The organism is Cupriavidus sp. LA-1 (assembly GCF_055385985.1).
In genome coordinates, this window is sequence record NZ_AP031388.1 from 1670541 (window position 1) to 1682671 (window position 12131).

At 64.8% G+C, this 12131-nt stretch carries 11 protein-coding genes and 1 pseudogene; 8 read left to right on the forward strand and 4 right to left on the reverse strand.

Features of this window, described 5'->3' with window-relative positions; genetic code table 11:
• The first annotated feature begins 211 nt into the window (after positions 1-211).
• A complete protein-coding gene (locus ACZ5MJ_RS26745; RefSeq protein ID WP_464223936.1) occupies positions 212-1279 on the forward strand; it encodes a PstS family phosphate ABC transporter substrate-binding protein in 1068 nt (355 codons plus the stop codon).
• 255 nt (positions 1280-1534) lie between these two features.
• On the opposite strand, the gene ACZ5MJ_RS26750 is transcribed toward ACZ5MJ_RS26745, so the two are convergent.
• Both ACZ5MJ_RS26750 and ACZ5MJ_RS26755 read right to left on the reverse strand, forming a co-directional pair.
• Entirely contained in the window at positions 1535-2197 is a 663-nt protein-coding gene (locus ACZ5MJ_RS26750; RefSeq protein WP_464223937.1) for a winged helix-turn-helix domain-containing protein, read from the reverse strand.
• A gap of 366 nt (positions 2198-2563) precedes the next feature.
• Positions 2564-3103, reverse strand: a complete 540-nt coding sequence (locus ACZ5MJ_RS26755; RefSeq protein WP_464223938.1) for an Lrp/AsnC family transcriptional regulator — start codon at positions 3101-3103, stop codon at positions 2564-2566.
• Positions 3104-3284: 181 nt separating this feature from the next.
• Between ACZ5MJ_RS26755 and mdeB the strand changes: the two genes are divergently transcribed.
• Positions 3285-5999, forward strand: a complete 2715-nt coding sequence (gene mdeB / locus ACZ5MJ_RS26760) for an alpha-ketoglutarate dehydrogenase (RefSeq protein WP_464223939.1) — start codon at positions 3285-3287, stop codon at positions 5997-5999.
• 6 nt (positions 6000-6005) lie between these two features.
• Here mdeB and ACZ5MJ_RS26765 read toward each other — a convergent pair.
• A pseudogene (locus tag ACZ5MJ_RS26765) lies at positions 6006-6284 on the reverse strand (hypothetical protein); the annotation flags it as partial.
• A 99-nt stretch (positions 6285-6383) separates the two neighbouring features.
• Between ACZ5MJ_RS26765 and ACZ5MJ_RS26770 the strand changes: the two are divergent.
• From ACZ5MJ_RS26770 to ACZ5MJ_RS26785, 4 genes are all read left to right on the forward strand, one after another.
• Entirely contained in the window at positions 6384-7061 is a 678-nt protein-coding gene (locus tag ACZ5MJ_RS26770; protein WP_464223940.1) for an alpha/beta hydrolase, read from the forward strand.
• Positions 7062-7112: 51 nt separating this feature from the next.
• The gene (locus tag ACZ5MJ_RS26775) at positions 7113-8735 is read left to right on the forward strand and encodes an AAA family ATPase (protein WP_464223941.1); all 1623 of its coding nucleotides are present in this window, start codon (positions 7113-7115) and stop codon (positions 8733-8735) included.
• 96 nt (positions 8736-8831) lie between these two features.
• The gene (locus ACZ5MJ_RS26780; RefSeq protein ID WP_464223942.1) at positions 8832-9425 is read left to right on the forward strand and encodes a sigma-70 family RNA polymerase sigma factor; all 594 of its coding nucleotides are present in this window, start codon (positions 8832-8834) and stop codon (positions 9423-9425) included.
• A gap of 41 nt (positions 9426-9466) precedes the next feature.
• The gene (locus ACZ5MJ_RS26785; RefSeq protein WP_464223944.1) at positions 9467-9682 is read left to right on the forward strand and encodes a zf-HC2 domain-containing protein; all 216 of its coding nucleotides are present in this window, start codon (positions 9467-9469) and stop codon (positions 9680-9682) included.
• A gap of 52 nt (positions 9683-9734) precedes the next feature.
• Here the strand turns inward: ACZ5MJ_RS26785 and ACZ5MJ_RS26790 are convergent, their stop codons facing one another.
• Positions 9735-10079 (reverse strand): hypothetical protein, encoded by a 345-nt coding sequence (locus tag ACZ5MJ_RS26790; protein ID WP_464223945.1) that lies wholly within the window; start codon positions 10077-10079, stop codon positions 9735-9737.
• A 286-nt stretch (positions 10080-10365) separates the two neighbouring features.
• On the opposite strand from ACZ5MJ_RS26790, the gene czcI reads away from it, so the two are divergent.
• Both czcI and ACZ5MJ_RS26800 read left to right on the forward strand, forming a co-directional pair.
• Entirely contained in the window at positions 10366-10752 is a 387-nt protein-coding gene (gene czcI / locus ACZ5MJ_RS26795) for a cation efflux protein, CzcI family (RefSeq protein ID WP_464223946.1), read from the forward strand.
• 93 nt (positions 10753-10845) lie between these two features.
• Positions 10846-12117, forward strand: coding sequence for a TolC family protein (locus tag ACZ5MJ_RS26800; RefSeq protein ID WP_464223947.1), 1272 nt, complete (start codon positions 10846-10848; stop codon positions 12115-12117).
• Positions 12118-12131 lie beyond the last annotated feature (14 nt).

The window sequence follows — 12131 nt, forward strand, 5'->3', positions numbered from 1 at the left end:
GCTCGCGGAAGTCGGCAAGCTGGCATCCGGCGCGGCCACGGAGTTGAAGAGCGGCTTTCATCTCGTGGGGATGCTTGCCGGCATGGGTCGTGACTTCGGGAGGTACTGCGTGGATAGCAATCAAGCAGGGAAGCGTCACCGAGTACGGAGGCGGTGGTACCTGGGATTTCCTCTCTTCATCTCGTTCTGCTTCACAGCCGCGGCGACTCCAGTGGCGACAGCTGAGGATACAACGGATCGGGTGGCCAACGCAGTGCCGCTGCCGGCCAGAGAGGTAATTCAGCCACCGCTTGATGATGCATTGCCATCGTACCATCCATGCTTTGCCATGACCTTGCGAGGAACGTATGAGGGCAGTGTACCGGCCATACTGCCGAATTTGACTGGCCGATGGATCGCTGCATTTCAGGCGAGACACCCTGGTGTGCATATCAATACGCCGCCACCATATCTTGCGCCACAAGGGAGATTGAACAGGTCTTTACAGAAGTTCCTGGACGGGCAGAGTGACTTTGCCTTTGTCTCGCGCGACCTGAGTCCGGCGGACGCATCCGCATACCTGCGGTCACATGGCACAGATGCGGTACAGATTCCAGTTGTGGGAGGCTCTTGGCGGCATTTTGGCTTCATTGACGCTGTCGGGGTGATCGTCAATGAGGCCAATCCTGTTCAATCCTTGACGTTTGCTCAGTTGGACGCGGTGTTTTCTAAGAGTAGATTGCGCGGCCATGCGGAGGTTCACACCTGGGGTGATCTCGGCGTGCCTGCCTGGGCGGACAAGCCGGTACAGGTAGTAGGTGCTGCTGCATGGGTTGGCCCGGAGCATTCGGCACGGGCCGTCTTTATGCACGAGAAGGTGCTCAGTGTCGGTAACCTGAAAGGCGAATGGCGGAATGACCTTCGCGCTGACGGCAAGGAGGCCGATGTGCCCGATCAGGTTGCCGCGAATCCGTATGCAGTCGGCTTTACCGGGCTGGGGCATCTTGTTCCTGGCGTGAAGGCAATTGCCATTTCGGCGAGCGGCGTGGCGGTAGCACCAACTCATGAGAGCGTATCGCTTGGCCAATACCCTTTGGCACGGGTCGGCAACATCGTCCTGTCGCACAAACCGGGGCAGCCGATTGCCCTGGCGTTGAGGGAGTTCGTGCGATTTATTTTGAGCAAGGACGGACAGCAGATCGTGCTGGATCAGGGGATCATGTTGCCGCTCCGCGCCCAGCAAGTGGAAGTAGCCAGGGGGCTGCTTGGTGAATCCGGTGATTCGGGTGGCTGTGACTAATCCTAAGGTGGTTCCGCAGATTTGCACAAATGGAACGCTACCTCAATGTAGCCCTCGGTAGGCGCAGCCGAGGATAAGCAGACCACCCGTTTGTCGCTCTCAAACGCGCGAAGGTCCACTCGGCGTATCGCCCGGGTCACCCGGTTCAGGCGTCGCAACCGGCTTCACAGATCCGCCCGCCAGCGTGACAGACCGGTGCACCGGTATGGCTGGGGTGTTGGGATGACGCGCGGTCCAATGCGGACCGGGGCAGCGTCAAAGTAGCTGGTATCCGACGCCGCGCACGGTCTTGAATAGCGTCTTGCCCGGTACTTCGAGCTTGGCGCGAAGACGGCTCATGTAAACGTCCAGCAAGTTGGTGTCGACGTCGTAATGAGACGACCAGATCTTCTCCGAGATCAGCGCGCGCGGGAGGATACGTCCTTGATTCTGCATGAACACTTCAAGCAGCGCGTACTCCCGGCTGGTCAGATCAATCGCCTTGCCGTTGACGGTGACGGTGTGACTGAGCAGATCGAGACAGATGCCCGCATGTTCCAGAACGACGTGCTTGACGGCGGAATGACGGCGGACCAGCGAGCGCACACGCGCCAGCAGTTCTTCCAGACTGAAAGGCTTTGCGAGGTAATCGTCGGCACCGATATCGAGACCTTTTACGCGATCCTGCACACCGTCACGTGCGCTCAGGATCAGCACCGGCTCCTGGAAGCCGCCTTTGCGCCAACTGCGTAGCAAATCAAGTCCGTCGCCATCTGGCAGCCCCAGGTCCAGGATCACCACGTCGTAGGACGACTCCACCAAGGCATCGGTCGCGGCAGCACAGGTACGAACCAGCGTGACCGTGTACGAGCATTCCGTCAGTCCTTGCTGGACAAACCGCCCCAACCGATCCTGGTCCTCAACAATCAATGCTTTCATACAACGCCCTCATCAACACGACGTCAGCCCGGAATTTCACGCACGGCCCAAGCTGATACAAGGCCGTTGTCCGCGATGATAATGGCTTGGCGGGCAAATACAATCCGGTCTGTTACTCATTGGAAAAACAAGTTGCGGACTCCCTTTATTGGTTCACGCGACAGGGGAGGGCGGCAATCAAAACGGCAGGGGATCAGCTCCATGGCTTCATCGGACCAAGCCGCCTGTAGCCTGCGCAGCAAATCCTCACGGCCCTTGAGCTGCCAATAGAAGCTGCCGCGGGTGATTGCCAGCCTCTTTGCCAGCAGTTAAACATGTATCGCATCGTGACCTCGGCGCGACCCGCTCCCCGAGCCGCCACGTTGCTCAGGCCCATTCCTGGGGCGTATCGTCACCCGCCGTGAGCGTGAGGCCCGTGACGGGCAGCGGCAACGCAGTCTTGTAGCGGACCTGCTTGAGCGCAAAGCTTGAGCGGATGTTCGACACGCCCGGGATCTTCGTCAGCCACTGCACGATAAAGCGCTCGAGGCTCTGCATATCGGGCACGACAACGCGCAGCAGATAGTCGGCGTCCCCCGTCATCAGATAGCACTCCATCACCTCGGGGCGTTCGCCGACCTCCTGCTCAAAGCGGCGCAGCGCCTCTTCGACCTGCTTCTCGAGGCTGACCTGAATGAAGACATTGATGCGCAGCCCGAGCGCGCCGGGATCGAGCAGTGTTACCTGCTGGCGAAACAGGCCGAGCTTCTCGAGCGCGCGTACGCGGCCAAAGCAGGCCGTCGGCGACAGATTGACCGCGCGCGCCAGTTCCGCGTTGGTGATGCGCGCGTTGTGCTGGAGCTGCTGAAGGATCGCGATGTCGATGCGGTCGAGGCGCCTCGTGGCCGGTTTGGTTTCGGATGTCATAGTGTAAATATTCCATCGGAGGCCGCTTTTTCAGAATAAAGATACTATCTGAAAGCGCCGGAGCACGCAAAAGAGACGCACATTCTGCGGCGGGATGGATAAGCTATTTCTCGTATCCGAGCCCTGGCCGTTCGGATCGCACGCGTCGTACTCGCCACACTATTCAGCCCGGAGTCGCTCCATGACGGATTTATCGAGCGGTATGCAGACCGTTCTCGCCCTCACTCAAGCTCGCATCGATAACGACCCGCAGGAAACGGCCGAATGGCTGGCCGCGTTGGACGGCGTAGTCCAGTACGCCGGCGTCGACCGCGCACAGTACCTGTTCGACCGGCTGGCCGCGCATGCGCTGTCGAACGGCGTCGCCACGGCGCGTGCGAATGTCACGCCCTACACGAACACCATCCCCGTCTCCCAGCAGCTTCCGTATCCGGGCGACCTCGACACCGAAGAGAAGCTCGCCGCCGCGTTGCGCTGGAACGCGCTGGCGATGGTGGTGCGGGCCAATCGCGCGTACGGCGAGCTTGGCGGCCATATCGCGAGCTATGCGTCGGCAGCGGATCTGTTCGAAGTCGGCTTCAATCATTTCTTTCGCGGCGCGAGCGATACGCATGGCGGCGATCTCGTGTTTTTCCAGCCGCATTCGTCGCCGGGCGTCTATGCGCGCGCGTTTCTCGAAGGTTTCCTGAGCGAGGCGCATCTCGAACACTACCGGCGCGAGATCGCGGGGCCGGGTCTGTGTTCGTATCCGCACCCGTGGCTGATGCCGGATTTCTGGCAGTTTCCAACGGGCTCGATGGGCATTGGGCCCATCAACGCGATCTACCAGGCGCGCTTCATGCGCTATCTGCAGAATCGCGGTCTGCTCAAGACAGAAGGCCGCAAGGTGTGGGGCTTTTTCGGCGACGGCGAGATGGACGAGCCGGAATCGATCGGGGCGCTGTCGCTGGCGGCGCGCGAAGGGCTCGACAACCTCGTGTTCGTGATCAACTGCAACCTGCAGCGCCTCGATGGTCCGGTGCGCAGCAACGGCCGAATCATTGACGAACTCGAAGCGCAGTTCACGGGTGCTGGCTGGAACGTCATCAAGGTGCTGTGGGGCTCGGACTGGGATGCGCTGTTCGCGCGCGATCGCACGGGTGCGTTGCTGCGCGCCTTTGCCCACACCGTGGACGGGCAGTTCCAGACCTTCTCGGCCAACGACGGCGCGTACAACCGCGAGCGCTTCTTCGGCCAGAACCCCGAGCTGGCCGCGCTTGCCGCGCATCTGAGCGATGACGACATCGACCGCTTGCGGCGCGGCGGCCACGATGTCCGCAAGCTGCATGCAGCGTACGACAAGGCGGTGAAGCACAGCGGCCAGCCTACGGTCATTCTGGCCAAGACGATGAAGGGATTCGGCATGGGCGCGATCGGCCAGGGGCGCATGAACACCCATCAGCAGAAGAAGCTCGACGTCGAGCAGCTGAAGGCGTTCCGCGATCGCTTCCGTTTGCCTCTGTCCGATGAGGACGTGGAGCAGCTCAGGTTCTACAAGCCTGAGGACAACAGCCCGGAAATGCAGTACCTGCATGCGCGCCGTGCTGCCCTCGGCGGCTATCTGCCCCGGCGGCGCCGGGCGGCGTCGCAAGCGCCAGCCGTGCCGGCCATGCCGTCCTGGGCGCAGTTTGCACTGGATGCAAACGGCAAGGAGATGTCAACCACGATGGCCATCGTGCGCATGCTGGGCAGCTTGCTGAAGGACGCATCGCTTGGGCCGCGCATCGTGCCCGTCGTCGCCGACGAGGCGCGCACCTTCGGCATGGCCAACCTGTTCCGCCAGGTCGGCATCTACTCGCCGCTGGGCCAGTTGTATGAGCCGGAAGATATGGGGTCGATGCTCTATTACCGCGAGGAGACGGGTGGCCAGATACTTGAGGAGGGCATCTCCGAGGCGGGCGCGGTGTCGTCGTGGATCGCGGCGGCGACGTCGTACAGCGTGCACGATATGCCCATGCTTCCGTTCTACATCTACTACTCGATGTTTGGCTTCCAGCGCATCGGCGACCTGATCTGGGCCGCCGCCGACCAGCGCGCGCGAGGGTTCCTGATCGGCGCGACGGCGGGCAAGACAACGCTCGGCGGCGAGGGTCTGCAGCATCAGGACGGCACCAGCCATCTGGCGGCATCGACGGTGCCAAACTGCCGCGCGTACGATCCCGCGTTCGCGTATGAAATCGCGATGATCGTCGACGAAGGCATGCGCGAAATGATCGAACATCAGCGCGACGTGTTCTACTACCTGACCGTCACGAATGAAAACTACGCGCAGCCGTCATTGCCCGCCACGCCCATTGAAGAGGTGCGCGAGGGCGCGCTCAAGGGCATGTATCCGCTCGACGCCGCACGGCTGGAGACGGCGCAGGTCCAGTTGCTCGGGTCGGGCGCGATTCTCGGTGAGGTGCAGGCCGCGGCGGCGATGCTGAAGGCCGACTGGAAGATCGACGCAGCGGCATGGAGCGTGACAAGCTTTACCGAGCTGCATCGCGATGGCATCGCCTCGGAGCGCGCGGAGCGGCTGTTTGGGGACGACGAAGGCGCCACGCCTTACGTGACGGCTGCGCTCGCGGCATCGCGCGGCCCGGTGATTGCGGCGACCGATTACGTGCGCGCCGTGCCCGAGATGATTCGCGCCTATGTGCCGCGCCGCTACGTGACGCTCGGCACCGACGGCTTCGGCCGCAGCGATACGCGTGCCGCGTTGCGGGCCTTTTTTGAGGTCGATCGCGCATCGATCGTGATTGCCGCGCTGAAAGCGCTGGCTGATGACGGGGCGGTCTCGCGCGCGGTCGTCGGGCAGGCGATCGATCACTACGGGAAGCGCAACGCGCACAGGACGGAGCCCTGGCAGCGCTGACCCGCATCACGTACGCAGTCGTGCAGACCGCGAAGCGGATCTCAGGGGGACAGCTCCCGCTGTCCTTGCGTCGATCGCGCGCGCGAGCGTGTCGAAGGCCGGGCCGATTTCCTCCTCGGGTACGCAGGCGTAGCCAAGCAATAGTCCCTGCGTGGCGCGTTCCGGATCCGTGTAGTAGCCGGACAGCACCGCCTGCTGCAGCAACTGGCCTTCGCGGTATAGCTCGGCGCTTGCGGTAGCGAGACTCTCGGCGAGTGGCTCGGGCACGACGAGGTAAGCAGCGCGCCACCAGCAGGCCACATCGGCCAGTTCACGCTTCCAATCAACTTTCTGTATGTGATATACAATATATTATGACTACCTAACCTCTCCGTCGCCCCCGCCATGCTCGATCCCTCGCTGTTCGGTCGCCTGTCCTTCACACACGCCGACCCTGTCGACGGCCCCCTGCCGCCTGGCCGCAACCCGCTGGGCGTAGCCGCCGAACGCGACGCAGTGCTGTTCGTGCCGGAGGACCTGCCGGCTGGCGCGCCCGTGCCGCTGCTGGTGATGTTCCACGGCGCGGGCGGATTCCCGGAAAAAGTGCTGCCCCATCTCGAGGCCCATGCGCAGCGCCACAAGTTCCTGGTGCTGGCGCCGCATTCGCTCTACCCGACCTGGGACATCGTGATCGGTGGCAGCGGGCCCGACCTGGAGCGGCTGCACCAGGCGCTGACCGCGGTGACTTCACGCTACCGGATCGACCGGGGCCGGCTTGCCTTTGCCGGGTTCTCGGACGGTGCCAGTTACGCGCTGTCGCTGGGCATCACCAACGGCGACATCGCCAGCCATGTGATCGCCTTCTCAGGCGGCTTCATGTCGGTGTTCATGCAGGAGGGCACGCCCAGGGTGTTCGTCGCGCACGGGCTGGCCGACGAGCAACTGCCAATCGCCACCAGCGGGCGCGCCAATGCGGCCAAGCTCAAGGCCGCGGGCTACGACGTGCAGTACGTCGAGTTCGATGGCCTGCATGTCATCCATGCGCCGGTGGTCGAGCGCGCGATCGATTTCTTCCTGCAGTAGAACCCCGGCCGCTGGCCGGCGTGGCCATGCCATTCAACGGGAATGTGGTCCATGGATTTAGAAATTCCGGAGGCGCTGATCCATCCCCTGCTGGCGATGATCGAAACCGGGTCGCCGCTGGCCAGGCAGTTGCAGGAGCATGGCGTCTGCCACGGCAACCTGATGGTGTCGAGCACGCTGTTCGATGCGCAGGCGCTGAACTCGCTCTACACACTGAGCAAGACGCAGAACGAGCGCACGCTGATGTTCCAGATGCTGGCGCTGGACAATATCTACAATGCGCCGCAGGCGCGCGTGATCCCGGGGCTGGACCAACTGGTGGCGGGGCTGGCCGCCTACCTGTCGCGCGACGCCATCGACGGCTGGCTGTACCAGCGCAACCGCGACGGCGTGCTGCTGCCGTGGCTGGTGTGCCGCATGCGCTATGTATCGCCCGAGCAGGGCATGCCCTATGTGGTGGTGGACATGCTGGCCAACACCATGCAGTCGGCCAACTCCGCGCTGACCGACCACCACCTGCGCCGCTCGGGCATGACCACGTCGATGGTGATTACCCGCGACGACATCGCCAACCGCACCATCCCGGAGTTGCTGGCGGAGTTCGGCTTCTACAAGGAGTGCGCCGAGTTCCGGCGCGAATACGAGCAGCATGCGCAGCGCTTCGTGCGCTACCAGCGCCGTTTCGGCGCGCAGTTCGTGGCGACGCGCGCGGCATTTTCAATCGAAGCGAAGGGCGCGGCGGAGCTGACGCCGATCGCCGACACCGCAGGCGCTCGCTGCGTGAATGACGAGGAGCGGCTGGAGCGCCGCTTCGAGATGACCTGCGATCCGGCGTTCTGGCGCGATGCGGGGATCATGGAAGGCTTCGAGCGCGTGCCGCTGCATGGCTACGTGCACCTGTTCCACCTGGAGTGGCACCGCAATATCTGGGTCCACGTGCAGCACCTGGCGGAGTACAGCTACCAGCCCGCACTGCGCGACAAGCTGGTCCTGCCCGCGCATCACCGCGACCTGATCGACATCCTGACCTCGCATATGGACATGCTGGTGCCGGATTTCGTGCCGGGCAAGTCCGGCGGCACCACCATCCTGTGCCAGGGTGCGCCAGGGTTGGGCAAGACGCTGACCGCCGAAGTCTATGCCGAGGTGGTGGGCAAGCCGCTGTACCGTGTGCACTCAGGGCAGCTGGGCACCACCGCCGCGTCGGTCGGCGCCACGCTGATGACCATCCTGCGGCGCGCCATGCGCTGGAACGCGATCCTGCTGCTGGACGAGGCCGATGTCTATATCCGGCGCCGCGACAACGACCTGGAGCACAACGCCATCGTCGCGGAATTCCTGCGCACACTGGAGTACTTCAACGGCCTGCTGTTCATGACCACCAACCGCATCGGCGATGTCGACGATGCCATCCTGTCGCGCTGTATCGCCACCATTCATTACGAAACGCCGTGCAGGGAAGACGCCATGCGCTTGTGGCGCCTGCAGGCCGGGCAGTTCGGCGCGGAGCTGGGCGAGGGACTGATCGATGCGCTGACCAGCGCCTATCCCAGGGCGAGCGGGCGCGACATCAAGGAGTTGTTGAAGCTGGCAACGCGCTACGGCAAGGCCAGGGGCATTCCGCTGTCGGAAGACGTGTTCCGCTTGTGCGGGCAATTCCGCGGGATCGGGTAAGGGGGGCGGGGCGAGGGGGGCGAGACGAGGCGTGTGGGAAAAGGTGCGGTGCGGGTATCATGGCGCATCGCCCAGGCAACCGCGCCCCGAATCCCGATGAGCCTTGATCCTGCCGAACTCCAGGTCATACGCCCCTACCTGCTGCGCTTCGCCCGCCTGCAGCTGCGCGACGACGCGGTGGCCGAGGATGCCGTCTCGGAAACGCTGCTGGCCGTGCTGGAGCACCCTGAGCGCTTTGCCGGCCAGTCCGCGCTGCGCACCTACCTGGTCGGCATCCTCAAGCACAAGATCATCGATTCCCTGCGCAGCGGCAAGCGCGAGGTCAGGCTGGCGCTGGCCGCCGATGGCGAGGGCCAGCCGCAGTCCGACGACGACGCCTTCGACGCGCTGTTCACCCGCAACGGCCACTACCAGGACCCGCCGTCCGACTGGGGCGACCCGGAGCGCGCGTTCGAGCGCCGCGAGTTCTTCCAGATCCTGCAGCTATGCGTGGACCGCCTGCCGGAGCGCACCGGCCGGATCTTCATGATGCGCGAGTGGCTGGAGCTGGATACCGAGGAAATCTGTCAGCTTTTGCAGATCAGCGCGACCAATGCCTGGGCGATGCTCTATCGCGCCCGCATGCGCCTGCGTGAATGCCTGGAACTGCACTGGTTCGGCCAGCGCGGCCAGCCGGGCAAGGCCGGCTGAGCCTGGTCTGCGCACACGCAACGGCTAAGCCACTGACCAACATGCCAGATTCCCGTTCTTCCCGCCCCGCGCGCCGCCTGCTGCCGAACTGCGAGGAGGTGCACCATCTCACCATGAAGGGCCTGGACCGGCCGCTGTCATGGAGCGAGCGGTTGCGCATGCGCGCCCACCTGGCGATCTGCGACGCCTGCACCAGCTTCAGTGCCCAGATGCGGACTTTGCGCGAGGCCATGCGCAGGCTGGGGCGCGACGAATGACAAAAGGCCAGCGCGTGCGCTGGCCTTTTTGCTGGCGGCGGGCGGACCTCGCTCAGGCGCGGGCGCCTTCCCCGTAGGGATCGAACTTGCCGGCACGGCTACCTTCGGTAAAGGTATCGAAGCTGCGCGCCGGGGCAGCCGACACGCCACTGCGGTCCAGCCCGGCCACCGTGCGGGCACCGTCGGTGAACGGATTGAACTTGCCGGCGCGGGCGCCGTCGGTGAACACATCATGGCCGCGGAAATCATAACCATACTTGTCGCCCGGCACGGTGCTGCGGAAGCTGTAGCCGTACTTGTCGCCGGGCAGCTGGTCGGCGGCGGTGGCGGCTTGCGCGGCGCCCAGGGCGGCCAGCGACAGGAGCAGGGCGGTAGCGAGGCGGGTGGTCTTGGTCATGATGGTTCTCCTTGAGTTTATTGAATTTGTCAGAAGGCGTTGCGTTGTGTGCGTGCCGTTCATGTACAGAACTATAGGAGCCCATCCGGGGCGGAAACAGGCCAGTTGCCGGATAACTTGTTCAAAAAATTTGAATTTAGATAATGAGGTGGATACGGCCCGTGGCATGACGCAAATGTAATGACCCCGTCGCCGGAATGGCCGGCTCGGCTCGGTTAAACTTGCGGCTCGCTGCTGTCCCCCCGTCGTGATTCCGGGCGCCAAGGCAGTGCAGGCTCTCCCATTCATGCAACGGCTCATACTCATCCTTCTTGCGCTCGTCCTGCCGCTCCAGTTCGCCTGGGCGGGAGCGGCCGCGTATTGCCGGCATGAGGTGGCGGCTTCGGCCAAGGGCCATCTTGGGCACCATGAGCACCAGCACAAGGCCAACGGCGGCAACCAGGACAAGGCCGCGGGGCAAGCCGGGGACAAGGCCCAGGACAACGCCAAGCTGGGCGTGCCGGATCCTGACTGCGGCGTCTGCCATATCGCCTCGCTGCCGTTCGCGCGGGCCGACGCGCCCGACGTGCAGGCCATTCGGCGCGTGGAGCTGGCGCGACCGGCGCCACAGCCAGGCTTCTCTTCGCACAGTGCGCGGGCGCCCGACCGTCCGCAGTGGCCGCGTCTCGCCTAGCCGGCGAGACGACGCTTCCATGCATTCCTGATCTCCCTGTCCCGACGTCAGGCGTCTCGCCGAATTCCCCGGTTTCTTTCCTGGTGCAATTCGATGCGAAGACTTTTGCTGCCGCTTGGGCTGGCGGCCGTTCTATCCAGCCCGATCCAAGGCGTCGCGCAGACGCTGCCCCCTGCCATGGCGCTGCCATCGGCATCCCCGCCCGCCCTCGGGCAAGAGCCTGCCGGCACGCTGACGCTGGATGCCGCGCTGGCGCTGGCCGAAGCCGGCAGCTTCATGCTGTCCGCCGCCGGCAAGGAGCTTGACGCCACCGAGGGCGAAGTCACGCAGGCGCGCGTGCTGCCCAATCCCGAACTGGCCGTGTCGATGGAAGACACGCGCAAGGCCTCGCGCTCCACCACCGGCCAGATCAACCTGCCGATCGAACTGGGCGGCAAGCGTGCCGCCCGCATCGGCGTGGCCGAACGCGGGCGCGAGCTGGCGCAGGCGGAACTGGGCAGCGCGCGGGCCGAACTGCGCGCCGCCGTGATCGCGCGCTTCTTCGGCGTGCTGGTGGCGCAGGAGCGCGTCAAGCTGGCCGAAGGCTCGGTCGGCATCGCCAGCAAGGCGGCCGCCGCAGCCGGGCGGCGCGTGGCCGCCGGCAAGGTCGCGCCGCTGGAAGCAACGCGCGCCCGGGTCGAGCAGGCCAACGCCGAACTGGAGCTGGCCGAGGCCACCGGCGCGCTGCAGTCCGCGCGCCAGTCGCTGGCGGCGCTGTGGGGCAATACCGCGCCGCGATTCGCGCAGGCGCGGGGAGATCTCGATGCGCTGCCGTCGCGGCCCGCGCCGGCGGCACTGCAAGCGGCGCTGGAAGACTCGCCGCTGCTGGCGGCAAGCCGCCTGTCGGCCGAGCGCAGCCGCGCTGAAGTTGCCGTGGCGCGCAGCCGCCAGTACCCCGACGTGACCGTGAGCCTGGGCGCCAAGCGCGACAACGAGGCCAACCGCAATATGGCCGTGCTGGGCGTGGCGATTCCGCTGCCGCTCTTTGACCGCAACCAGGGCAACCTGTACGCCGCCCTGCGCCGCGCCGACCGCGCGCAGGATGTGCATGCCGCCACCCGCATCCGCCTGGAGGGCGAACTGCAGCAGGCCTCGACGCAGCTGTCGGTAGCGCGCGCCGCGGCGCAGACGCTGCAGGCCTCGGTGCTGCCCGCGGCGGAGCAGGCTCATGCCGCCGCCTCGCGCGGGTTCGAGGCCGGCAAATTCAATTTCCTCGATGTGCTGGACGCCCAGCGCACGCTGTTCCAGGCGCGCATCCGCTACCTGGACGTGCTGGCCCGCACCTATGACGCGGCGGCCAGCATCGACCGCATCCTCGGACACTGATACGGAAGCTGCAG

Coding starts and splice junctions, on each gene's coding strand:
- ACZ5MJ_RS26790 (WP_464223945.1), bottom strand. CDS start 10,079: ATGACCAAGACCACCCGCCTCGCTACCGCCCTGCTCCTGTCGCTGGCC.
- ACZ5MJ_RS26785 (WP_464223944.1), top strand. CDS start 9,467: ATGCCAGATTCCCGTTCTTCCCGCCCCGCGCGCCGCCTGCTGCCGAAC.
- ACZ5MJ_RS26775 (WP_464223941.1), top strand. CDS start 7,113: ATGGATTTAGAAATTCCGGAGGCGCTGATCCATCCCCTGCTGGCGATG.
- ACZ5MJ_RS26755 (WP_464223938.1), bottom strand. CDS start 3,103: ATGACATCCGAAACCAAACCGGCCACGAGGCGCCTCGACCGCATCGAC.
- ACZ5MJ_RS26770 (WP_464223940.1), top strand. CDS start 6,384: ATGCTCGATCCCTCGCTGTTCGGTCGCCTGTCCTTCACACACGCCGAC.
- ACZ5MJ_RS26780 (WP_464223942.1), top strand. CDS start 8,832: ATGAGCCTTGATCCTGCCGAACTCCAGGTCATACGCCCCTACCTGCTG.
- ACZ5MJ_RS26800 (WP_464223947.1), top strand. CDS start 10,846: ATGCGAAGACTTTTGCTGCCGCTTGGGCTGGCGGCCGTTCTATCCAGC.
- ACZ5MJ_RS26750 (WP_464223937.1), bottom strand. CDS start 2,197: ATGAAAGCATTGATTGTTGAGGACCAGGATCGGTTGGGGCGGTTTGTC.
- mdeB (WP_464223939.1), top strand. CDS start 3,285: ATGACGGATTTATCGAGCGGTATGCAGACCGTTCTCGCCCTCACTCAA.
- czcI (WP_464223946.1), top strand. CDS start 10,366: ATGCAACGGCTCATACTCATCCTTCTTGCGCTCGTCCTGCCGCTCCAG.